This window comes from Pseudomonas sp. Van50, from assembly GCF_055390755.1.
This window is the reverse complement of record NZ_AP024343.1, coordinates 5084348-5104421: the sequence shown is the minus strand read 5'-3', so window position 1 is coordinate 5104421 and position 20074 is coordinate 5084348. Positions and strand designations below refer to the sequence as shown.

The 20074-nt window shown below is 57.4% G+C and carries 25 protein-coding genes and 1 pseudogene; 18 read left to right on the top strand and 8 right to left on the bottom strand.

Going from position 1 to position 20074, the window contains the following annotated elements:
• Positions 1-14 precede the first annotated feature (14 nt).
• From ACZ5M5_RS21610 to ACZ5M5_RS21600, 3 genes are all read left to right on the top strand, one after another.
• Positions 15-248 (top strand): hypothetical protein, encoded by a 234-nt coding sequence (locus ACZ5M5_RS21610; RefSeq protein ID WP_464737968.1) that lies wholly within the window; start codon positions 15-17, stop codon positions 246-248.
• A 257-nt stretch (positions 249-505) separates the two neighbouring features.
• Positions 506-988, top strand: coding sequence for a nuclear transport factor 2 family protein (locus tag ACZ5M5_RS21605; protein WP_060741312.1), 483 nt, complete (start codon positions 506-508; stop codon positions 986-988).
• A 141-nt stretch (positions 989-1129) separates the two neighbouring features.
• Positions 1130-1357 (top strand): hypothetical protein, encoded by a 228-nt coding sequence (locus ACZ5M5_RS21600; RefSeq protein ID WP_060741313.1) that lies wholly within the window; start codon positions 1130-1132, stop codon positions 1355-1357.
• A 21-nt stretch (positions 1358-1378) separates the two neighbouring features.
• Here the strand turns inward: ACZ5M5_RS21600 and ACZ5M5_RS21595 are convergent, their stop codons facing one another.
• Complete coding sequence (locus ACZ5M5_RS21595) at positions 1379-2311, bottom strand: helix-turn-helix transcriptional regulator (RefSeq protein WP_103307972.1); 933 nt, start codon at positions 2309-2311, stop codon at positions 1379-1381.
• Positions 2312-2875: 564 nt separating this feature from the next.
• On the opposite strand from ACZ5M5_RS21595, the gene ACZ5M5_RS21590 reads away from it, so the two are divergent.
• The 9 genes from ACZ5M5_RS21590 (at position 2876) to ACZ5M5_RS21550 (ending at position 9500) form a co-directional block, all read left to right on the top strand.
• A complete protein-coding gene (locus ACZ5M5_RS21590) occupies positions 2876-4207 on the top strand; it encodes an MFS transporter (protein ID WP_060741315.1) in 1332 nt (443 codons plus the stop codon).
• A 102-nt stretch (positions 4208-4309) separates the two neighbouring features.
• A complete protein-coding gene (locus ACZ5M5_RS21585; RefSeq protein ID WP_192261687.1) occupies positions 4310-5008 on the top strand; it encodes a fumarylacetoacetate hydrolase family protein in 699 nt (232 codons plus the stop codon).
• Positions 5009-5029: 21 nt separating this feature from the next.
• Positions 5030-5788: an SDR family oxidoreductase gene (locus ACZ5M5_RS21580; protein ID WP_103310963.1), complete on the top strand. Its 759-nt coding sequence runs from the start codon at positions 5030-5032 to the stop codon at positions 5786-5788.
• A gap of 95 nt (positions 5789-5883) precedes the next feature.
• Entirely contained in the window at positions 5884-6840 is a 957-nt protein-coding gene (locus ACZ5M5_RS21575; RefSeq protein ID WP_060741318.1) for a 2-hydroxyacid dehydrogenase, read from the top strand.
• A gap of 261 nt (positions 6841-7101) precedes the next feature.
• Complete coding sequence (locus tag ACZ5M5_RS21570; protein ID WP_464737967.1) at positions 7102-7434, top strand: type II toxin-antitoxin system HigB family toxin; 333 nt, start codon at positions 7102-7104, stop codon at positions 7432-7434.
• Positions 7431-7706 (top strand): hypothetical protein, encoded by a 276-nt coding sequence (locus ACZ5M5_RS21565; RefSeq protein WP_464737966.1) that lies wholly within the window; start codon positions 7431-7433, stop codon positions 7704-7706. Before ACZ5M5_RS21570 ends, ACZ5M5_RS21565 begins: the two co-directional genes overlap by 4 nt.
• A gap of 11 nt (positions 7707-7717) precedes the next feature.
• Positions 7718-8056, top strand: a complete 339-nt coding sequence (locus tag ACZ5M5_RS21560) for a hypothetical protein (protein WP_464737965.1) — start codon at positions 7718-7720, stop codon at positions 8054-8056.
• A 69-nt stretch (positions 8057-8125) separates the two neighbouring features.
• On the top strand, positions 8126-8896 hold the full coding sequence (locus ACZ5M5_RS21555) for a class I SAM-dependent methyltransferase (protein ID WP_060741321.1): 771 nt from the start codon (positions 8126-8128) through the stop codon (positions 8894-8896).
• Between the two features lie 61 nt (positions 8897-8957).
• Complete coding sequence (locus tag ACZ5M5_RS21550; RefSeq protein WP_464737964.1) at positions 8958-9500, top strand: GNAT family N-acetyltransferase; 543 nt, start codon at positions 8958-8960, stop codon at positions 9498-9500.
• A gap of 3 nt (positions 9501-9503) precedes the next feature.
• On the opposite strand, the gene ACZ5M5_RS21545 is transcribed toward ACZ5M5_RS21550, so the two are convergent.
• Positions 9504-10559 carry a S1C family serine protease gene (locus tag ACZ5M5_RS21545; protein ID WP_464737963.1) on the bottom strand — a complete coding sequence of 352 codons (1056 nt, stop codon included), beginning with the start codon at positions 10557-10559 and terminating at the stop codon, positions 9504-9506.
• A gap of 269 nt (positions 10560-10828) precedes the next feature.
• Between ACZ5M5_RS21545 and ACZ5M5_RS21540 the strand changes: the two genes are divergently transcribed.
• Positions 10829-11989, top strand: a complete 1161-nt coding sequence (locus ACZ5M5_RS21540) for a PDZ domain-containing protein (RefSeq protein ID WP_464737962.1) — start codon at positions 10829-10831, stop codon at positions 11987-11989.
• Between the two features lie 81 nt (positions 11990-12070).
• Here the strand turns inward: ACZ5M5_RS21540 and ACZ5M5_RS21535 are convergent, their stop codons facing one another.
• Positions 12071-12412, bottom strand: a complete 342-nt coding sequence (locus ACZ5M5_RS21535) for a DUF2834 domain-containing protein (RefSeq protein WP_103310971.1) — start codon at positions 12410-12412, stop codon at positions 12071-12073.
• 117 nt (positions 12413-12529) lie between these two features.
• On the opposite strand from ACZ5M5_RS21535, the gene ACZ5M5_RS21530 reads away from it, so the two are divergent.
• From ACZ5M5_RS21530 to dapF, 3 genes are read left to right on the top strand one after another with little or no spacing between them, the layout of a single operon-like run.
• Positions 12530-13342: a helix-turn-helix domain-containing protein gene (locus ACZ5M5_RS21530; protein ID WP_092255953.1), complete on the top strand. Its 813-nt coding sequence runs from the start codon at positions 12530-12532 to the stop codon at positions 13340-13342.
• Between the two features lie 14 nt (positions 13343-13356).
• Positions 13357-13722 (top strand): VOC family protein, encoded by a 366-nt coding sequence (locus ACZ5M5_RS21525; RefSeq protein ID WP_060741326.1) that lies wholly within the window; start codon positions 13357-13359, stop codon positions 13720-13722.
• Positions 13713-14516, top strand: coding sequence for a diaminopimelate epimerase (dapF, locus tag ACZ5M5_RS21520; RefSeq protein WP_207268191.1), 804 nt, complete (start codon positions 13713-13715; stop codon positions 14514-14516). The genes ACZ5M5_RS21525 and dapF overlap by 10 nt, the downstream gene beginning before the upstream one ends.
• Positions 14517-14766: 250 nt before the next feature.
• Here the strand turns inward: dapF and ACZ5M5_RS21515 are convergent, their stop codons facing one another.
• Positions 14767-15327 (bottom strand): nucleotidyltransferase family protein, encoded by a 561-nt coding sequence (locus tag ACZ5M5_RS21515; protein WP_060741328.1) that lies wholly within the window; start codon positions 15325-15327, stop codon positions 14767-14769.
• A 74-nt stretch (positions 15328-15401) separates the two neighbouring features.
• Between ACZ5M5_RS21515 and ACZ5M5_RS21510 the strand changes: the two genes are divergently transcribed.
• Positions 15402-16217, top strand: coding sequence for a suppressor of fused domain protein (locus ACZ5M5_RS21510; RefSeq protein WP_464737961.1), 816 nt, complete (start codon positions 15402-15404; stop codon positions 16215-16217).
• A 99-nt stretch (positions 16218-16316) separates the two neighbouring features.
• Entirely contained in the window at positions 16317-16940 is a 624-nt protein-coding gene (locus tag ACZ5M5_RS21505; protein ID WP_464737960.1) for an SMI1/KNR4 family protein, read from the top strand.
• Between the two features lie 47 nt (positions 16941-16987).
• Here ACZ5M5_RS21505 and ACZ5M5_RS21500 read toward each other — a convergent pair whose 3' ends face one another.
• The 4 genes and pseudogenes from ACZ5M5_RS21500 to ACZ5M5_RS21485 all read right to left on the bottom strand — a co-directional run bounded on the left by ACZ5M5_RS21500 (position 16988) and on the right by ACZ5M5_RS21485 (position 19920).
• A complete protein-coding gene (locus ACZ5M5_RS21500; protein WP_464737959.1) occupies positions 16988-17674 on the bottom strand; it encodes an HD domain-containing protein in 687 nt (228 codons plus the stop codon).
• Positions 17675-17721: 47 nt separating this feature from the next.
• Entirely contained in the window at positions 17722-18111 is a 390-nt protein-coding gene (locus ACZ5M5_RS21495) for a hypothetical protein (RefSeq protein ID WP_060741332.1), read from the bottom strand.
• A gap of 596 nt (positions 18112-18707) precedes the next feature.
• A pseudogene (locus tag ACZ5M5_RS21490) lies at positions 18708-18980 on the bottom strand (transposase); the annotation flags it as partial.
• Between the two features lie 178 nt (positions 18981-19158).
• Positions 19159-19920, bottom strand: coding sequence for a hypothetical protein (locus tag ACZ5M5_RS21485; RefSeq protein WP_060741333.1), 762 nt, complete (start codon positions 19918-19920; stop codon positions 19159-19161).
• Between the last annotated feature and the right edge of the window lie 154 nt (positions 19921-20074).

Genomic DNA, 20074 nt, shown 5'->3' with positions numbered 1-20074 from the left:
CGTCAGCGCTAAAGGTGCGAATTTCCAGTCTGAGTTTTGGACTGACCGCACAAGCACTGCCGCTTTTCAGCCTGTCCTACTTCATTGGTGTATTCGGGTTTCCCTTTATCACCGGAAAGCTCATCAGCAGCACGGGCGTGAAGGGGATGCTGCTTAGTGTCGGATTGATCGCTCTGTTTACCTGGGCCTTGAGTGTCAGTCGCTGGCTGGCCGGGCGATTCTGGAAATCAGCCTCTCTTTCGGAATGAAAAAATCTCCCCTGGTGTGCGATAGCTTCCCGGTGTGGGGAGTTTGAGCACAGGTTCAAGAAGGTCGCTAAGACTGAAGGTAGAAAGGCACGGCAAATTGCTTGATGAGCGGCTGCTTGTGCAGCCTCGCCACTGAATAGCATCAGGCAACTTCACAGCAGTATCAGGCAAAGGTTTCTGGGCACATGCCGTTAAGGTTCTCCTGGAAGAGCGTCTTATCAACTGCATTGCTGTGAGAGAACATCATGACCAGATGGATGAATTTCGCTTGGCGCGTCCAGGCTCTTGCACTGTCTTTAATATTTTTTACGAACAACGTCTGGGCTTCGGAAAACACCCAACATGCGAATGCGACTCTGGTCCGCCAGGCGTTCACTAACTGGCAGCAGGGCAAAGGCACGGTGTTCGATCTGCTGGCGCCCAATGCGAAATGGACCGTGGCCGGGACGAGTCCTGTTTCAGGTGTCTATAACAGCAAGGCTGAGCTGGCCCAAGTCGTGCGGCCGATTACCGCGAGACTGGCAACACCGATCGTCCCCTCGGTGCAGAGCATCGTTGCTCAGAATGATGTCGTGGTTGTTCTGTGGGAAGGGACAGCGACGGCGCTTGATCACAAACCCTACAACAACACCTACCTGTGGCACATGACCCTCAAGAATGGTCAGATCATTGAAGTCACAGCCTTTCTGGACACCTACGTGCTGAACGATCTTATCCGGCGCGTAAAACCCCCGCAGTAGTGGCTGGGCTATCTTGTTGGCTGTGAAGCAGTTCGCTTTTCCATAGCGTGCTCTCCAAAAGGTTTACTCGATTCAGAACAAAAACCGGAAATGCGTGGTCTTTGTCAGTACCCCAAGTTCGTCTCTCCCTGAGGTCGCACAATGAGTCTGATCGATTGCCCTGAATGCGCTTCCCGAGTCTCCGACAAGGCCTACGCCTGCCCACATTGCGGCAATCCTTTCCGGGAGCCGAGTTTCCGTCTGACCGAGAAGAACGTGGGGCAGATTGCCGGGGTGACCGGCGTCTGGCTCACCGCGCCGTGGATCGCGCGAATGGTCTTTGGCGTGGTGGCGGTGATTGCGGTGGCGGCGGTGTTGATCCTGCGGTGAGCCGTATTCGCGATTGTCGGCTTATGTATTCAACGGCAACTGCGGACTGTCCGGATTCAACTGCTGGCGCCTGAACTGCCCTGGCGGCTGTCCATGTATCTGGCGAAAACGCCTGGAAAAATAAGCCTCGTCGGCAAACCCGCACAACCTCGCCACTTCGCCCACAGGCCGTGTGCCATTGAGCAAGTAATTGCGCGCCGCATGCATTCGACGTTCGAGCACCAGTTCGGTAAAGGTCTTGCCGATTTCCTTGCGCAGCCAGTGGGTCAGGTAGGTCGGCGACAGGTAGGTCGCCGCCGCCACTTTGATCAGGTTGAGGTCCGGGTCGGCGATGTTCTTGCGCAGGTATTCGGACATTCGGCCCAGCGCATCGCGTCGGCTGACTTCGGCGGCGTTTTCTTCGGCCAAGCGCTTGAGCGGCTCGGCGTACAAGGCGCAGACGCTGCCTATCAGTTGCAGTAACAAGCCCTTGAGCATCTCGCGGGTGCCGAATTGTCGATTCTCGTCCAGTGCGCGCATTTGCGTGATCAACGCGCATACCTTGGCGAAATCGTCGTCGCCGAGAATGAAGTCCAGGTGCTCCTGGAAACGAAACGGCGAGAGTTCCGGCGCCAGCAGAATCGAGACTTCTTCCAGGTCCATCGGGTCGCACTGCAAATGTGGCAACAGGAACGTCTGGGAAAAGTTGATCACCATGAAGTTGCTGTCCGCCGGGTGCGGAATCACATGCACGCGGTGGGGCAGGATGAAGGCCAGGGTGTTGCGTGGAAACGGACGCTCGACGTTGCCAATGTGTTGCACGGTGTCACCACCGAGGTTGATCTGGATCTGGAAGTACTCATGGCGATGCGGGCTGGTTTCGGCGCGCCGGCCCTTTTTGTCGCGGATGTAGAAGTCCGTCAATTCGCTGCGTTGCTGCATGACATAGGTGGGGACTCGGCTCGGTGACGACATCTCCTGGGAATCCTCTGCGGGGCATGGCGGTGACGACGATTGTGACGGTGCATCTGGCCGATTTTCAAGGCGTTATACGATGACGGGGTGCCGAGACTGAATTTTCTGGAGCCCGAGGATGGCGGCTGGTTGTCCAAAACGACAAATTCGTATTTGTGATATTTATCCTTTAAAAACAGTTACTTATTTGTATTTATAAAACGCTTTTAAAAAACTCAGCGATCTTGTTTTTTTGGACAGGTTTCTTGGGCACGGTTTCAACCGGGAAAAATGATCTAACACCTCAGTTGATTTTGAATGGTTGTACGACCACTGTTGGATCACGCAACCCGACCCTCCATCCAAAAACAATCAAAAGGTGCGCACATCATGAGCCTGTTCCTGTTTCACGCTGACCCTCCCGACCGCTCCTGCGACAGATCCTGTTGCAAGGCCTCTCTGAACACCTGACACCGGCTGTTCGCGCCTCTCATTCCTGTAGCGATTGTTCTGCCCCGGCATCGAGGGCATTGATTTCGGCTGCTCGTAAACATTTCGACGTTTCTAACAATAATGAGGTCCACCATGTCGAACTCCCACACCTCCCAAATTGCCAGCGCCCGGGACGCCGTGGTGCCTGAGCGCCTGCCGTCGCGCCGGCGTTGGTTCATGCTGTCGTTGCTGCTGATCGCGACGATCATCAACTACATCGATCGAGTGAATATTTCGATTGCCGCACCCTTCCTTGCCAAGGACCTGGGCCTGGACAAGATCGAAATGGGCCTGATTTTTTCCGCGTTTGCCTGGACCTACGCCATTGCACTGGTACCCGCCGGGTTCATCGCCGATCGCTTCGGTTCCCGGTTCACCTACGGGGTGTCGCTGATCAGTTGGTCGACCGTCACGGTGTGCCAGGGCTTTGCCACGGGCTTCGCTTCGTTGTTCGGTCTGCGCCTGGCCGTCGGTGCGATGGAAGCGCCGGCGTTTCCGGCCAACAGCCGGGCGGTCACGGTGTGGTTCCCGGCGCGCGAGCGGGGTCTCGCCAGCAGTATTTACGTCTGCGGCCAGTACCTGGGCACGGCGCTGTTTACCGGTGCGCTGCTGTGGCTGGCGACTACCTACGACTGGCGCCATGTGTTCTACAGCACCGGTGCGCTCGGCATTGTTTTCGGTGTGGCTTGGCTGTTCCTGTATCGCGACCCGATGAACTGCAAGAAAGTCAGCAAGGAAGAACTCAAGTACATCGAAGCCGGGGGCGGGCTGGTCAAGAGCAGCCAAGAGCGCACCCGGTTCAACTGGCGGCAGATCGCCGAGCTGTTCAGCTATCGGCAGGTCTGGGCGATTTGCATCGGTAAGTTCGCCAGCACCTCGGCGCTGTACTTCTTTCTCACCTGGTTCCCCACGTACCTGATCGAAGAGCGTCAACTGACCATGATCAAGGCCGGGATCTTCGCCGTGCTGCCGTTCGTGGGCGCGACAGTGGGAATCCTGCTCGCCGGGATCGTCTCCGATCTGCTGATACGCCGCGGTTATTCGCTGTCCTTTGCCCGCAAGTTGCCGCTGGTGGTCGGGTCGATGCTGGGCATGTCCATCGTGCTGGTGAATTTCACCGATTCGAACGTGATCTGCATCGCTGTGCTGACGATTGCCTTCTTTGCCCAGGGCATCGCTTCGTCCTCGTGGGCGGCGGTGTCGGAAGTGGCGCCCAAGGAGCTGATCGGGCTGACCGGCGGGATCACCAGCCTGGCGGCCAACATCGGCGGGATTGTCACCCCCATCGTTATTGGCGCGATTGTCCACAAGACCGGCTCATTTGCCTTGGCCTTCTGGTTCATCGGCGGTGTGGCGCTGATTGGCACCTTGTCCTATTCGTTGCTGCTTGGCCGTTTGTATCGCATTGAACTCAAGGCGCGCTGAGCCCGGAAAAAAGCTGTTTTTCTCCAACACGAGGCGGCATTCCTCCAACTTAGCCGGGGATTGCCACCGTACGCTGACGCTTCTATCAGGACTTTTACCAGGATGAACATGCCCGAGTATGTCTTTACCCCGGACTTGCCAGTGACCCTGCCGGTTGTTGGCACCCCACAGCGTTTTCCCGTCGGCCGGGTCTTTTGCGTTGGTCGCAACTACCCTTGGCCCGATACCCAGGGTGAATCCCGAGTCCCCCCCGTGTTTTTCATGAAACCTGCCAGTTGCGTGGTGGAGGCGACCGGCGACGTGACGTTTCCACCGGTGACCGAGGAGTTCGCTCACGAAATCGAATTGGTCGTGGCCATCGGGGAGGGCGGCGCCAACATCCCTGAGAGCCAGGCGCTGGCCTATGTGTGGGGCTACGCGGCGGGTTTGGATCTGACCCGGCGTGATGTCCAGCGCCTGGCCAAGCGCAACGGTTTGCCGTGGGAGGGCGCCAAGGTGTTTGACGGCGCCGCGCCGATGACGGCCATCGTGCCGGTGTCGCGGGCGGGGCACCCCGAAGGCGAGTTGTGGCTGAACGTGAACGGTCAAGAGCGCCAGCGCGACAGCCTCGACAGCCAGATCTGGTCGGTCAGTGAAGTGATCGCCCGCATCTCCCAATCGGTAGCGCTGCGGGCTGGCGACCTGATCATGACCGGCAGCCCGGCAGGCGTCGATGTGCTGCAGCCGGGGGATGTCATCACGGCCGGCATCGATGGTATCGGCGAACTGGAAATGCGCGTCGGTCCGCGTTCATCTGACTGAATTCGAGAAGGGAGAATCCACATGTCCAACACATTGAAAGTGGCTCTGGTGACTGGCGCCGGCAGCGGGATTGGCCGCGCGGTGGCCCTGGGCCTGATGGCAGACGGCTACACGCTGGTGCTGGCCGGGCGCCGCCCCGAGCCCTTGCAGACATTGGTCGAGTTGGCGGCCTGCGAGGGGCGCGAAGCCCTGGCGGTACCCACCGATGTGCGCGATCCGGCCAGTGTCGATGCACTGTTTGCCGCCATCGCCGAGGCCTACGGACGCCTGGACGTCGTGTTCAACAACGCCGGCGTCAATGCGCCTGCCGTGCCGCTGGATGAACTCACGTTCGAGCAGTGGCGAAACGTGATCGACACCAACCTCAACGGCGTTTTCCTGTGCGCCCGTGGTGCCTTCGGCCTGATGCGCCGGCAACAGCCCCAGGGTGGGCGGATCATCAACAACGGTTCGATTTCGGCCCACACCCCGCGGCCATTCAGCAGCGCCTACACCGCCAGTAAACACGCGGTGCTGGGGCTGACCAAATCCCTGGCCCTGGACGGACGCGAATACAACATCGCCTGCAGCCAGATCGACATCGGCAACGCCCTCACCGAAATGTCCGTGCGCATGACCAAGGGCGTGCGTCAGGCCAACGGCAGCATCGCGGTGGAGCCGATGGTGGACGTCAAGCATGTGGCGGACGCGGTGCGCTACATCGCGGGCCTGCCGTTGTCGGCCAATGTCTTGAACATGACCGTCATGGCCACGGCCATGCCGTTTGCCGGTCGCGGTTGAGCCTGGACGCTGTTCATTTTTGAGGGTGTGCATGCGTGGCGAGCACACCTGATTACGCTTGAATCAGTTTTTTCCTATTCCGTTACGAGGTCTACATGAAGCCAGAAGTCTTGCAGCTCAGTCCGATCCTGATCCCTGAAATCAATACCCGGCTCAACGAGCTGTTCACGGTACGGCGCTATTTCGAACAGGCTGACAAACAAGCCTATCTACAAGAACATGGCGCCAACATTCGCGGTGTGATCACCGGTGGGCACACGGGCATCAGCCAGGCGCTCATGGCGCAACTGCCCCAACTGGAAGTGGTGGCGGTCAACGGCGTGGGCACCGATGCGGTGGACCTGGCCTACGCCAGGGATCGTGGAATCCGCGTGACCGCCACCATCGGCGCGCTGACCGAAGATGTCGCCGACCTGGCGATCGGCCTATTGATTGCGGTGTGCCGAGGGCTATGCACCGGTGACCGCTACGTGCGCTCCGGCCAATGGCCCCAGAGCCCGACGCCATTGGCTCCGTTGCCATTGGCCCGGCAAGTGTCCGGCATGCGCATCGGCATCGTCGGCATGGGCCGGGTCGGTCGCGCCGTGGCAACCCGCGCCGCCGCGTTCGGTTGTCCGATCAGCTATACCGATCTGCAACCGATGAGCGACGTGAACCACACCTTCGTCGCCGACCTCAAGCAACTGGCTCGCGACAGCGATGCCTTGATCCTCGCGGCGGCCGCCGACAAGGCTGAAGCCATCATCGATGCCGAGGTGCTGCGCGCCTTGGGCCAGGGCGGTTACCTGATCAACGTGGCCCGCGGCAAACTGGTCAACGAGCCCGACCTGGTGGCGGCGCTGACCGCCGGGGAAATCGCCGGTGCGGCGCTGGATGTGTTTGTCGATGAACCGCACGTGCCCGAGGCGTTGTTTGGCAATGAGCAGGTGGTGCTGCAACCGCACCGGGCGAGTGCGACGTTGCAGACCCGCACGCGGATGGGGGAGATGGTGGTGGCGAGTCTGGTGGACAGTTTTGCTGGAAAGGTGCCGCAGGGGTGTGTGACGGGGTGAGGTGTGGAGCTTCAAGGCGGTTGCGAGATGGTCAAGTTGAGTGAACTTGCTGTGTTGAGGCGCAAGCGGAGCTAAGGTCCCGGGTGGTGTGATGGTCTGGGTTCATGATTTTGTCTCCGGATGTGTAGGTGATCACCCATTTGGCCCAATGCTGCCGGCCAAATCGCCTACTTGCCACAGTATGAGTCCCGCTGCCGCCAACACATCGCAGTTGTTAAAAAACACAACCAGAGTGCCATTGGCTCAAAGACAAGGAAGCCTATGGATATACTCACGCCATCACGTTTTGACGACGCTGCAATTTTGTACCCGAACGACAAGGCTGGACTTGATCGTTGCCTGCGCATTTTGAAGATGGCTCGCCCCAAGGCGTTCGCGGACCTGCAAAAGCTTTTCGGTACGCACGGTGTCGATTTGTTCAAGCCCCGAGCCGCAATGAATTGGGTTGTGATCGACGTAGGCGCAAATAATCTCAGGGTGATAGGGGGTGTCAACTACACCCGGCAGAAGTTCTACGTCAAACACATCTACACGCATGCTGATTACGACGTGGCCAACGCCTGGTATGCAAGAAACAAAGGGATGAAACGATGAGCGCAGACCGGAACGATTTCCAGACCGTGATCGCAACGCTTGGTGAGTTGCATGCGGTGCTAGAGCGCTTGCGCGGCGAGTTTGTGCATGGCATCGAGACCCCCGCCGACTATGAGCGTGCGACCGACTTGCTCGATGAACTCACCGATGGGCGCGAACTGAGCAAGACCGAGGAGAAAATTCTCGTTGAACTCGAGGATGAAATCCTGGCCTACCAGCGCGACTCCGACCAGTTTCGCCCATCGAATGCCGCTTTTGAGGCGACCTACTGATCAGGGATTTGATGGAGACGCTCGGACTCACCGGTTCAGAGCTCCCTGAAATAGGTGATAAAACAGCGGTGTCCAAGGTGCTCAGTGGGGATCGGCCCATCAGTCACAAGATGGCGTACGCACTGGCAGAGCGCTTTGCGATGGAGCCGAGTGCTTTCTTGCCGCCAGCCTCGGCAAAGGCGACGCCTATCCAAACCGTTCGCCCTCCCGCCAAGAAAACCTCAGCTCATTACCGCTTTCGTAGCGACCCTTTGACCGCACATTCGGTTAAAGAGGCTCGTACCGGTGGATACAAAGTGGTGGTTTCGAAAGGCCGCAGAAAGACAGTTGAAGATCCGGAAAACGGCTAGGCAATAATTCTCCCCTTCCATCCAGGGGCAGCCCAGCTAATGCAACATTCACAATGAGGATCGTGGCTCATGGCAAACATTCAAAAGGCCGCCCAGATTGGATTCTCATCGCAAGCCCACACCTATGCCAAGGGGCGCCCGAACTACCCAAGTGAACTGAGTGCCTGGCTTGAACAAGAATTGGATCTTCTTCCGGGATCGGCAGTTATCGATCTAGGGGCCGGCACAGGAAAATTCACTCGATTGTTGAAGTCCATGGCGCTCGATGTCATTGCAGTCGAACCGGTTGAGGCCATGCGTGCCGAGTTTGCCCAAAGCCTGCCGGACGTCAGGATTGTGGAGGGGACGGCAGACAGTATCCCGTTCGAATCTGGAATGGCACAAGCAGTGGTGTGTGCCCAAGCCTTCCACTGGTTTGCAAATGAAAAAGCGCTTGCCGAGATTTACCGAGTGCTCAGGGCGAATGGCCGATTGGGCCTGATCTGGAACGTACGTGATGAGTCGGAGGACTGGGTGGCTGCTATCACTGATATCATCACTCCATACGAAGGCGATACTCCGCGTTTTCATACCGGGTCGTGGCAGTTACCCTTCACAGGAAACTACTTTTCGACTCCTGAATTGACCTGCTTTCGATACACACATTCAGGAAGCGCCAGGGAAGTCATCATGGACCGCTTCCTGTCGGTGAGTTTCATCGCCGCCTTGCCTGCCGCCGAAAAGGCCAAGGTGAGTGATCAGTTGCAGCATCTTATCGACACGCATCCCTCCTTGAGGGGGCGTGAAACTATTGATTTCCCTTATCAAACCCAAGCCTATCTGTGTCGCCGTCTGGATTGAGGACAACGCTGGAGTGGGTTGTTTTTCAAGGACACCATGATGTTTGAAAAGGACTTTCATGATGCAAACCATCCCCACATTCCAAACCCGCCGTCTGATCCTCACACCCCTTGAGCTGACGGACGCACCGGTGATTCAACGGTTGTTCCCACACTGGGAAGTGGTCCGTTACCTGGACCGTCGCGTGCCCTGGCCTTACCCGGATGACGGCGCGCTGACATACGTGCGCGACCACGCGCTCCCCGCTGTCGCCGCCGGATGCGAGTGGCACTGGATGATCCGGATTGCCGACGATCCGCCACAGAGCATCGGCAGCATCAGCCTGTACGACCAGCCTGGCAACAACCGGGGTTTCTGGCTGGCGCCGCAATGGCAGGGAAAAGGCTACATGCGCGAAGCGTGCGAGGCGATCAACGCCTATTGGTTTGAAACCCTGGGCCGCCCCGTCATGCAAGTGCCCAAGGCGGTGGGCAACCTGGCTTCACGTAAAGTTTCGGAACATGAAGGCATGCGCATGATTGCGACGCAGCAGGGGGACTTCGTTTGTGGGACGTTGCCTAAGGAAATCTGGGAAATGACGCGGGAAGATTGGCTCGAGAGATAGCCATTATTGACCCGCCAAAGGACGCCACGCGGTGGTCTGCAGATAAGGCCACTGTTTGAGCAGTAGACCGCGGGTTGTTTCTACGCCCTGCAAGGTTTCAGTGCAATTGACCATCGCGGTAAAGCTGCGAGTGGTCAGCATGAAGCTCTCCGACCCTAGCGCCTGGCACTGCTCGCTGGCGCCGATGGGTTGGCAGAACATCGGTTGCATTTTCACATCGTAGCCTTGGGCCCGAGTGAATGCCTGGAACTCCGGCATGGCAAGACGAGCCGGTGTGCCGCTCAGTGCCGGGCCTTGCCAGACGGGAGTGATAAGGCCCCTTGACGGATAGTCGCTCAGCCCCTGGACTTGCCTGGCCTCGAACAGGGCAAAACAGAACGAAGTATTTGTCGCGCTATTGCTCGCTGGCGATGTCACGGGGGCGGCCAGGGGGAGGCTCGGCGTCGGCGCGACGACTGCCGCAGGCGCAGGTGCTACCGAGGGCGCCATGCCCGATGAGTCGCCTACTTCCACCAGCACATCGATGGGAGCCCGATAACGCCACACCTTCAGCGGCGCCGCGAAACCAGGTCGAATACGGCTGGCGACAGCGGTCAGCTCGGCCGGGCTATTGACCGAAGTCCCGGCAATTTGCAAAACGATATCGCCGGCCAACATGCCTGCCTTTTCAGCGCCACTTCCGGGTACGGGTCCCAAGACCAAGACGCCACTGACAGCGGCTAAGCCGAATTGCCGAGCCACCGTCGGTGTAACAGGGGTGATGTGCAGGCCCAAGGACCCCGACTGATTGGACACGGGAACGGGCATTGCCGCCGGCGTCACGGATGTCGGGGCCACCGCAGCCGCGCTGGGCACAGGAGCGCTGCCGGCTGAACAGTCGCGTTGTGTGGCGACCTGTTGGATCACGAGGTTAACGGGGTCGGCGGCCATGTTGGGGTATTGTTCCCAACCCCGTTTGGTTGCCAGGAACGTTTCACAATCCATGGCGTAGTAGGTCGCCGGGTCTCTGACCTTGCGCAGGTATTCCGCTGTTTCGGCTCGCTCGGCGTCGCTGTACATGGGGTTGACGCAAGACGCCATGAGCGGGGAGAGCACCAGTATTGCGGTAAGGCATTTTGTCGACATGGGCTTCTCTGGGGTCGTGGCGTTCAGGCGGGTCCAGGCAAGGTACTATTTGGCCATCATCCTGTCCAACCTCAAACCAAGCACTTCGTTGCCGTGGTGATTGAGACGGGCGGCATCCGGGCGAACGTGCATTCGATATACAACTTAAAGGCACTTTGCCATGATGCGCCACGATCCATTCGAATCCATCACCGAGAAGCGAAATGTCTGCTCCTGCCTTCAAATCAAGCACCAGGCTCGCCGTTGTACTTTCGCTCACTGCCTTGGCTGGCTGTGCCTCTGATGGCGGTCTCGGTGAGGCGGCGGTAGTCGGTGCGATGCTGCTTCCCATGGGGGGAGTGGACACCAGCGTAATGACCAGTGCCGTAGGCCTGGCGGCCGGCGCCTATGTGGTCTCCTCGGTCGCGACAGCGGACTCTGCCAGCGTCTCTCCCGCGACCTCCACCATTGCCGCGCCCCAAGGCCTGCCGCCCATTGACCTGCAAAAACTGGTGACCCGGGAAACGCCCGACCGGTATCGCTCCAAGTCCTGTGAGTACATCGAAATGTCCCTCAGCGAAGTGCCGATGTACCAGGCGAGCGCCGAGCCGATCATGAAGCAGGTCGCCACGGCTCGAAAAGAAGCGGCCAGCCAGGTATGGCTGGAAAAAGCTTGCCAGCCCGCCAATTTACCTCGTGGCCGGATCGGCGCCAGCATCGACACCATCGATCCGAAGCGGGCCATGGCCCTGTCAGCTCCCCCAGCTGGGGTTGTGGTGCTGTCAACCGTTCCGGGGAGCGGTGCGCAACAGGCCGGGATCTTGCCTCAAGACGTGATCGTGGCAGTGGATAACGGGCTTATCGCCGATTCAATCGATTTCAGGGTGGCCGTTGCAAAAGCGCCAATTGGCTCGCGGGTGAACCTGAAGGTATGGCGCAACAACGCGTTCAGCATCGTGCCGGTTCTGGTCGCGCCCGGCGGAACTCAAGTATCGATGACGCCGACGGTGATGGCGAACGGCGTAGCTGCTGCGGTTCCGGCCGATGCACTGTATTGCACTGCCGTACTGTCCACCCAGCACACTTACGGCGCTAGCGTCAGCCCGGTCAAGTTGATCGCCGGAGCCGCGAGCGACATGCAGCCCTCGCTCAAAAACTACATCGCCAAGGTGAAGCAGGAACAACCTGGCGTTTGGGGGGATTTCAAACTTAACAGCGCTGTTTGTGCGCCGGGTGCGGTGATGTGCATGGCCGAGGCCAAGGGGCCGACCGGCAAGACCCAGAACGCCTTCGAGTTCTGCCACGCGACGCAAGCCAAGGCGGATGCTGAGCTGGCCCAGATGCGCCAGGGCGATCCGAAAGCAGTGATTGTTGATTGGCCTTGAGCTGCAATCGTCTTCTGCGGTTATGATCCCGCGGTTTGAAGTGCTGGCGTGCCTGGAGGCATGCGCATGATGGGGGACGCTTTAAGGAGCTGGGTAATCGGGAATACCTGTCTCCGGCGACTGGCGTCCAAATCCGTTAACGACGATGTACAACAGTGGACCGATTGATACGAAGATGGCCGTGATCAGGAAGTAAGGCAGCAGCGATGTGAGCGACTTGCCTTTAGAACGTGTGTCCCGGTACATCCAGATGCACGCCATGCAAGCGAGTAGGTAAAGGTCGATGACGACCTGTGCGGTGTCTGGGCGAGACATGAGCCCGATGCCGAACGCCAGGAGCGATTGCTCGGCGAGAAACAAAGTAATCGCTGTGTACACGGAAAAAAGCAGCAGCGTGACAAGTGCGATGTAAGGTTTCTTCACTTTGCCTCCTTGGACAAGTTCATTGATCAGTGGAGATAGGCTAGTGATTTGACCGTCATGGTTTCAATGACCTCAGAGGTCATCGACGCCGCTCACCCGCAATGCCAGAGTCAACGGATGACCAGTCGACCTTTTTCTCGAACGACGCCGCCAACCTCGGCCGGTGCTCAACTGCGTCACTTGCGCCAACAGGCTGGACTGAGTCAGTTGGACTGCGCACTGATCACTGGCATCTCCCAGCGTCACCTTAGTTGCATCGAGACGGGGCGCGCCAAGCCAAGCCCCGGCACTCTGCATAACTTATTGACTGCCCTGGATGTACCTTTGGAGCGATGCAATGACATCTTCCTGGCCAGTGGTTACGCCCCTCGCTACGAAACGACGCCGCTCACGTCGTCGTCAATGGAAGTGGTACGTGATGCCATTGACCATGTACTTCACGCCAATAACCCCGCCCCGGCGATTGTTCTGAATGCTCAATGGGACATCCTTGCCGCGAATGCCAGCGCGGGTGTCTTGTTCGATCTGGTTGGGCTTGCCAGGGAAGCGGCAGAGGGACTCAACCTCTTGGTGACACTGCTGCAACCCGGCGGCTTGGGCGATCGTTTGAGCAACGCCGAGGAAATAAGAGTAGTGGCCTGGCAACGGGCATCTCGGGAAGCCTTGAACAATCCCGCGTTGGCTGAGATTCTGAAGAGCCTGCCGGCCCCACGCAGCGCTGCGGCGCTGGCGAACGAACTGCCTCCGTTGTTGCTGACACGAGTCGACTCTCCCCAGGGTGAGCTGACGTTCATGTCAACGTTCACAACCTTCGGCATGCCGTTCGACATCACCATGAGTTCATTGCGTATCGAGCATCTGATTCCTGCCGACGCCAAGACCTGGGCGGTCATGACCAAGGCATATGGGCAAGCGCAACACTCACAATGATCAAGGAAGAACCCATGCAACCGTCACTCAATCGAATCATGCTGTATGTCCGGGACGTTCAAGCGACCTGCGATTTTTATGAGCGTCACTTCGGTTTTACCAGTGAAAGAAAAGTCGATGACCGCGTCACCGAATTGAGCCCTGCAAACGGTGGCGCGATCCTGATGGTTCACCCTGCGGGGAAGGCCGTTAAAACGGGGCAAGTCACCGTAAAGCTTGTCTTTGATCTCCAGGATGTAGAAGGTTTCAAGGCAAAGTGCCTGGCCCAGGGCCTGAAGTTTGGCGCGACGCACAGGGCGGACGGTTACTCTTTTGCCAACGCCAAAGACCCTGACGGTAATTCCATTTCTATCTCCAGCAGGGCGTTTGCATGCAACTGAGCTTTCACAAGATGCATGCCAATGGCGATGACTTCGTGATTGTCGATTCGCGAAATTCGGCCAGTGCGGTGACGAGTGCCATGGCCCATCGGATGGGGGATCGGAACCGGGGCATAGGCTTCAACCAACTCGCGGTGTTGCTCGATTGCGACGATGCCGACGCGCGGGTGATGTTCTGGAACGCAGATGGTTCTGCACTGGATGTTTGCGGCAGCGCGACACGAGGTGCGGCGGACCTGCTCATGCGCGAAGCACATGTGACTTCGCTGGTGCTGCGCACTAACCGTGGTTTGCTTACTTGCGAACGTACGCCAACCGGCGGCATTTCCGTCGACATGGGCGTGCCGCTTTTCGGCTGGTCGGACATTCCCTTGGCGCAAGAACTGGACACCGCTGCCTTGCGACTTGCTGGCAGTCCAGCCGCCTGCAGCATGGGAAATCCCCACTGCACCTATTTTGTCGATGACCTGGCTGGCGTTGATATCGCGACGATCGGCCCGACCATCGAAACCAACGCGCTGTTCCCGCTCAAGACCAACGTTCATTTTGTCCAGATCATTGATCGCACGCATATTCGGTTGCGCATCTGGGAGCGCGGGGCGGGTATTGCGCTGGGGTCGGGGTCCTGTTCGTGCGGTGCGGTTGTCAATGGGATTCGTCGTGGTTTGTTGGACAGTACCGTCGAGGTTGAATGTGATGGCGGCAGCGTAACGGTGCAATGGGATGGCCTGGGCGCGGTCTTTCTCATCGGGCCGGTGGAGGCGAGTTTTTCGGGGACGATGAGTCAAGGTTGAGTGGATAGGATGAACTCCACAGAACCGTTACCCACCGCCAATCTCCTGTGGGAGCGAGCTTGCTCGCGAAGGCGGCAGCAAGTTACATACATCGCCTTAAAGACCGCACTCCGTGGCGAGGGAGCTTGCTCCCGCTCGGCGGCGTAGCCGTCGTAGACCGGTCGATGCCGTTTGTCTGGAAGAACGTTTTGGGGCGGCTTCGCCACCCAGCGGGAGCAAGCTCCCTCGCCACAGGATTATGGCGGTTGCATCATTTCTCCATGATGCTGAGCCACGGCCAGCGAGCCTGATAACTTTTCGCCTTCTCATCGAACAAGTCAGGCTGGGGATTTCTTGGATTCATGCGAAGAACGCCTTGCTCTATGTCGTCCAGGCCATAGGGCGCATAGACCTCACCGGTATCGACATCCAGCCCAATACACGTACCCGCAATCAAGTAACGATCAATGCCATCCTTGGCCGACTGAAGCTGAGGGTAGGGCTTGCCAAACCGCTGACCGTACCAAAGGTGGACGCGCGCCTGGTTCTTGATCTCGATGTTGACGTCGAGGTCCTGGAAGAGACGCTGGGCGGCATGGATCACTTCATCCTCGGCCTCCCAGGACAGGTCGGGGTCGAAGTAAAAAACATCGTAATCCTTCACGCCCCAAGCGGGTGGCCGCTGCGACTGATGATTCCAGACGGCTTGGAACAGGCAGCCAGCGGTGAGCATGCATTGATTCAAACCGAGTGAAGGCAAGCGCGCGGTGATTTGTGCGTTGATTGGGTTGGTCATTGCTATGCTCACCAAACTTTCGACCGTCAACGTCATATTCATCCTTTTGAAATCGATCCAAGCGTAGTGACTGAGCCTACATCAACTGCAATTTTCAGATAGGAACGCCCATGAATTTCTTCAAGAAGCTCTTCGGTTCAGCGAAAACCCCTGAAACCCAAAACGACCAGCCTGCGCCGCAGTCCCACGAGCCTGGCGACCTGACCGAGGCTGAAGCAGCCAATCTGGCCGTCCGGGAAGCCGGCGCAGCGTGCCTGGATCGTCATTGGAGCGCTGTCGGTACGGTCGAGCAGGATGTTCTTTCCTACCTGATCAGTCCGACTTTTTCCGGCGGCCCGTACTGGCCTTCGACCCGCCAGGCCTACCGCGTGGTTCGCCGGGGCGACGCGATCATTCTCGCCACCGAAGGCCTGTCCGATCCATTCGATGATACGGAAGGAATGGGCAACGGCTTCGAAATGGAATTGTTCGTCGAAACTGCGGATATCCCCGAGCACGCTTATGGCCCGGCGGGAGAGGTCGACCCTTTCAAACGCAGCTGGGCATTCGAGCTGGTGGAACACGTCGCCAAAACGGTGGCCGACGCGGGTGGCATCACCCACCAACTTGACCAGCACGGGGCGCTATCCCTTGAACTTCCCGGGCTGAGCCAATCGCACCACATGAGCGATCAACTGCCCAAACTCTTTGTGACCGATGACGACTCCACCGGCGTTCTGCTCGGCGCCCCGGCACCGGATTTCCCTACCCAACTGGATGACATGCCCTTGTCCCCGGTCAGGTTGGTGCCGGTGGTCTTGATCACCGCGGCGGAGCTGGAGTACGTGCGTTCAGGGGGGCGAACGGCTAGGGAGGATCTGGTGAGTCGGTTGAAGGCGGCGGGCGTTGGGCATATGAGCAGTCTGCATCGGGCGAGTGTGGTGTGAGGCCGGGAGGGGCGGCCGAAAACCAACCCGAGTGATCGGTCGCTTTTTTTGTAAGATCGATTGATACCGCGTCCCATCCCATACCCTTTCGAGACATCAATGACTGACTACCGTGGACTCATCCTCGAAGACACCCGTGAAGGCGCCACCGACCTTGCCATCGCGCAACTGGAAGCCAGCCTGGGTGCCCGCTTGCCGGACGACTATCGCCAGTTCCTCAAGACCTGCAACGGCGCCTACGTGGAATACGATGTGCTGGCCACGCTCGCCAATGGCGATGAGGAGTTGCTCAGCTTTTCACTGTACGGGCTGGATCCGGACAAAGAGTATGAATCCAACCCCTTCGAACTGGAGCAACTGCGGGCTCAGCCCGGCTTCCCCGCGACGGGATTGTTGCCGATCGGGCGTGACGGCGGCGCGAGTATCTTGCTGCTGGATTTGCGTGAAGGGCGCCAGGACGTGGCGGCGATGGTGGCGGGTTTACCGGCCTGGACCGGGCGCCGTCAGCAGGGCGATGAATATGTGGTGCTGGCGGATTCTTTCAATGGTTACTTGGACGCGCTGCATCTATCGCAAGAGCGGATCGAGGAGCATATCAATCACTTCATCATCAGCCCTGAAAGTGTTGAGGCGACGTTGGAGTGGCTGGATAAAGGAAGTCCTGGGTGGCGGGAGCGGTATCGGGAGTTGTGGAATGCGAGGGTTGTGGATCGGTTGATCTGAAGCCTGATCCGATGGCTGAAACCCGATTTGCCGAATGACGCCAGTCTTCAGTCGAGACGGTCGATGGCGCGTGCAAGATTGGCCCGTGCCTGCTGCTCGAATGCGTCGAAGTACGGTGCAGTTGTATAAATGCGCCCGCGTGCCAGAAAACCTTCAAGGACCTGGCGGCGCTTTTGGCGGTACACAGACAGCGGTACAAACGAGTACTCGCGGCGGATTTGTTGGTCGTACTCCTCGAACCGCTCGAACGCTGCCCCAAGGATCGCCAGATCCGTGTCCACCAGCACCGCTTCGTCTGCCGACGCCGGAGCAGCGTCGTGTCGCGTCACCATCACCAGCTCGTAAAGCCTGCGTCGCGTTTCATCGCCCAGGCCGTTATCACGTGCCACATCATCCAACCATTGGGCACTGCGCAGCTCGTTGTCGCTGCGAAGAGGGTCGTAGATCGCATCATGGAACCATAGCGCGAGGTCGACTTCGGCGGGGGCCGGGCAGGCCGCGTTGACGAACCGGCGCACCTGAAGGCATTCCTGCAGATGCTGGAGGGTGTGGTAAGCGCGATGCGGCTCGCCGTAGCGTCGAATGAGTGCTTCGTACGTCTCTTGTGACGCACATCCGACGCCAAGCTCCGCCCAGACGCGAGCCCAGGCAGCGAAACCCGTAGCATCAGCCACGTCGAGGTCGCCGTGTGTGCTGGCCGGCAACAGCGCACTCCCTTCTGGCGAGTCCGTCATTGTTTCTCCTGCGCTTCAAAAATGAAAAAGGGCACACCCATTTTGAATTACTGGGCATCGCCCGCTGGCGCCTCGTCGGCATCGTCCGGTGGCGCTCCGTAAGGTACACCAATCTCGACCCGGTCCGCCTTTACCCAACCTGTGTAGTCGTCGCCACTCTTGGCGATGAAGTTCACTTCCAGCCATGATTCGTCTTCAAGGCTGGCGTAAACGGTGAGAGAGTCGCCGGGTATTACGAAAATCTTTTTATTGGCACAGGCTTCATCCGGCGCTTCGTGAAAATGCAGGCGTCCGGTGCCAATGACCTTGCCTTGCACCGACGGATGAAACTCAGGCACGGTGCCGGAGATCTTTTCCGCCAGGGCAGAACAGTTGACAGCGGCCTGGCTCAGGGTGCTGAAAAGGCATAGGCATAACACGCTTGAACGCAGATACATCTTGGCGAATCCGTTTTGGGGTGGAGGCGTAGGATAGTTAAGTCGGAAACTATTGGGGAAGAGACATACCGTGACGCCTATGAAAAATGGAGCATGAAAAAGTCGGTCTGCCCAAACTACCTGATCATTGACTGGTGAAAATGCCTTTTTTCACGCTGCTACGTGAAATTTGAGTCCGGAAGCCTCCGCCAAAAGTAAAGATTCAATCTGGGGCGCGTGCTTTCCTGATGCGCAAACCATGGCTGATTTTTTCAACAGAATCGGCCAAGCATTTCTCAGTCCAGGTAGCCAATGATAGTGAAGCCCTGCCGGTAATGTACGCATGCGGCTATGCCAAACCACTGGGGTCGAATCTAGAGGTCGCAAGCATTGGAGCACTGCCAAAGCCCAACGCTGCATGATTGATCACGGATTTGAACCGAAGAATAAACTGACACTGGTTTGCCTGACTTATCCACAAGTAACGGGCTGTTCGTCAACGACCCTGCCGCGTTGACCCAATGGCTTAAGTCACAGGTAAGGCTCGCGGCATCAATGGAGACAATCTACCTGACAGCTCTCGGCCAATGACTAGCCGCCGCGACCGGAAGCCGTCGGCCGATTCGACGGAAGCAGCGATACGCCAGGTTCAAGTGAGCCTCTTCGCACAACCTGCGTTCGGAGCGAATACCGTAGCAGTAACCCACGATCAGCAGGTGAATCATCAGTTCAGGATCAATCGGGCTATAGAAATCGGCGAGGTAATGGCGCAGATCACTCAGATCGAGGCAACGATTGAATGTTGCGCAGCAGATGACAGGCTGGGATGTAATCTTCAATGTTTACGAGTAAAACCACCCCTCTTGTCCGCTCGACAATTGTCCCGTCATGCTGCGAATCCTCCAACTGGCCGATGACCCAATTTCGTCGCAGGCCAGACAGGAGGTCTACTTTTTCAACAGAAAAGGCCAGAAGGGGCCATCCAACAGCTAAAAACCATGTTGGGCGCAAAACCCTAACCAAGTTGAATGTAGCTTAATAATCATATTTTATAGACGCCTATCTGGATCAGAGAGATTCAAACGAGTCGATATATTTTGAAACTCTTCTCAAGCGTGAGCGCTCATTATGATTAAGCTCAAGCTTGTCTTCCAGATGCTTTTTCTGCTCATCGAAAGCCCAAATAAGATAGTGCCTTAGCCATTCATATTTTTCAGTATTTTCATTTTTATAAAAATTGGATTTTAGCAAGTTTAGAGCGCCTTCGAACGGTCTATTGCTCATGGAGGTAGATAAAATTCTTCCATAATTCAAATATGGATAATCCACCACTCCGCCATTATGAGAAACATTCGACAAGTGTGGAAGCCCTGATACCACGCACTCGGCAAGCGCACCGGTCATAGAACCGTAGTACTTCAAGATAAGTGAGCGATCAATAATTATCCTGGGGTATTTTGCTGCAGCTTCAAGAGTGTAGGCATTGATCAAGCCTGCGCCAACAATTATATTGTTGGCCTTATCAACAAAAAGGTCGCCGTGTGAGATTGCTCCTCGAACAGGAATACCTTTGGCGAGCAGTCCCGACTGCAGTAAGCTTGATAATTTCATCAACTCAAGGAGATTTTCAGATGACTCGTCGCAGTAAATAACAATCGAATCACTTATCAGTAAGAAATCAAAGTTTCGCTTAGTTACTGCGGAGTGGAAGTTGGAGAGGATGAAACTATAATAAGTATCTATCGAGGCTGTTGATGAGGCATAGACAAGATTTTTAAAGCCAAGCACATCAATAAATGCAACCAGTCGTTTCTCGTATTTTATATTCAATTTCCAAGCTCATCCCTGAAATTTTTGAGTTTCTACGGGGCACTATTGCAGAGTAATAAATAATGGCATATGGCCATTGGCGATATATCGTACACCTTCTTTTTCTTTTGTATAGGTCTTTAAGGGGCAAAAATTGTATGGGTGCAAAATGGCT

Excerpts from the sequence above, each read along its gene's own strand:
- ACZ5M5_RS21505 (WP_464737960.1), top strand. The coding sequence starts at position 16,317 with ATGACTGACTACCGTGGACTCATCCTCGAAGACACCCGTGAAGGCGCC.
- dapF (WP_207268191.1), top strand. The coding sequence starts at position 13,713 with ATGCAACTGAGCTTTCACAAGATGCATGCCAATGGCGATGACTTCGTG.
- ACZ5M5_RS21495 (WP_060741332.1), bottom strand. The coding sequence starts at position 18,111 with ATGTATCTGCGTTCAAGCGTGTTATGCCTATGCCTTTTCAGCACCCTG.
- ACZ5M5_RS21510 (WP_464737961.1), top strand. The coding sequence starts at position 15,402 with ATGAATTTCTTCAAGAAGCTCTTCGGTTCAGCGAAAACCCCTGAAACC.
- ACZ5M5_RS21570 (WP_464737967.1), top strand. The coding sequence starts at position 7,102 with ATGGATATACTCACGCCATCACGTTTTGACGACGCTGCAATTTTGTAC.
- ACZ5M5_RS21550 (WP_464737964.1), top strand. The coding sequence starts at position 8,958 with ATGCAAACCATCCCCACATTCCAAACCCGCCGTCTGATCCTCACACCC.
- ACZ5M5_RS21565 (WP_464737966.1), top strand. The coding sequence starts at position 7,431 with ATGAGCGCAGACCGGAACGATTTCCAGACCGTGATCGCAACGCTTGGT.
- ACZ5M5_RS21545 (WP_464737963.1), bottom strand. The coding sequence starts at position 10,559 with ATGTACAGCGACGCCGAGCGAGCCGAAACAGCGGAATACCTGCGCAAG.
- ACZ5M5_RS21590 (WP_060741315.1), top strand. The coding sequence starts at position 2,876 with ATGTCGAACTCCCACACCTCCCAAATTGCCAGCGCCCGGGACGCCGTG.
- ACZ5M5_RS21595 (WP_103307972.1), bottom strand. The coding sequence starts at position 2,311 with ATGTCGTCACCGAGCCGAGTCCCCACCTATGTCATGCAGCAACGCAGC.
- ACZ5M5_RS21585 (WP_192261687.1), top strand. The coding sequence starts at position 4,310 with ATGAACATGCCCGAGTATGTCTTTACCCCGGACTTGCCAGTGACCCTG.
- ACZ5M5_RS21605 (WP_060741312.1), top strand. The coding sequence starts at position 506 with ATGAATTTCGCTTGGCGCGTCCAGGCTCTTGCACTGTCTTTAATATTT.
- ACZ5M5_RS21555 (WP_060741321.1), top strand. The coding sequence starts at position 8,126 with ATGGCAAACATTCAAAAGGCCGCCCAGATTGGATTCTCATCGCAAGCC.
- ACZ5M5_RS21560 (WP_464737965.1), top strand. The coding sequence starts at position 7,718 with ATGGAGACGCTCGGACTCACCGGTTCAGAGCTCCCTGAAATAGGTGAT.
- ACZ5M5_RS21575 (WP_060741318.1), top strand. The coding sequence starts at position 5,884 with ATGAAGCCAGAAGTCTTGCAGCTCAGTCCGATCCTGATCCCTGAAATC.
- ACZ5M5_RS21500 (WP_464737959.1), bottom strand. The coding sequence starts at position 17,674 with ATGACGGACTCGCCAGAAGGGAGTGCGCTGTTGCCGGCCAGCACACAC.
- ACZ5M5_RS21530 (WP_092255953.1), top strand. The coding sequence starts at position 12,530 with ATGACCAGTCGACCTTTTTCTCGAACGACGCCGCCAACCTCGGCCGGT.
- ACZ5M5_RS21540 (WP_464737962.1), top strand. The coding sequence starts at position 10,829 with ATGTCTGCTCCTGCCTTCAAATCAAGCACCAGGCTCGCCGTTGTACTT.
- ACZ5M5_RS21580 (WP_103310963.1), top strand. The coding sequence starts at position 5,030 with ATGTCCAACACATTGAAAGTGGCTCTGGTGACTGGCGCCGGCAGCGGG.
- ACZ5M5_RS21515 (WP_060741328.1), bottom strand. The coding sequence starts at position 15,327 with ATGACGTTGACGGTCGAAAGTTTGGTGAGCATAGCAATGACCAACCCA.
- ACZ5M5_RS21525 (WP_060741326.1), top strand. The coding sequence starts at position 13,357 with ATGCAACCGTCACTCAATCGAATCATGCTGTATGTCCGGGACGTTCAA.
- ACZ5M5_RS21600 (WP_060741313.1), top strand. The coding sequence starts at position 1,130 with ATGAGTCTGATCGATTGCCCTGAATGCGCTTCCCGAGTCTCCGACAAG.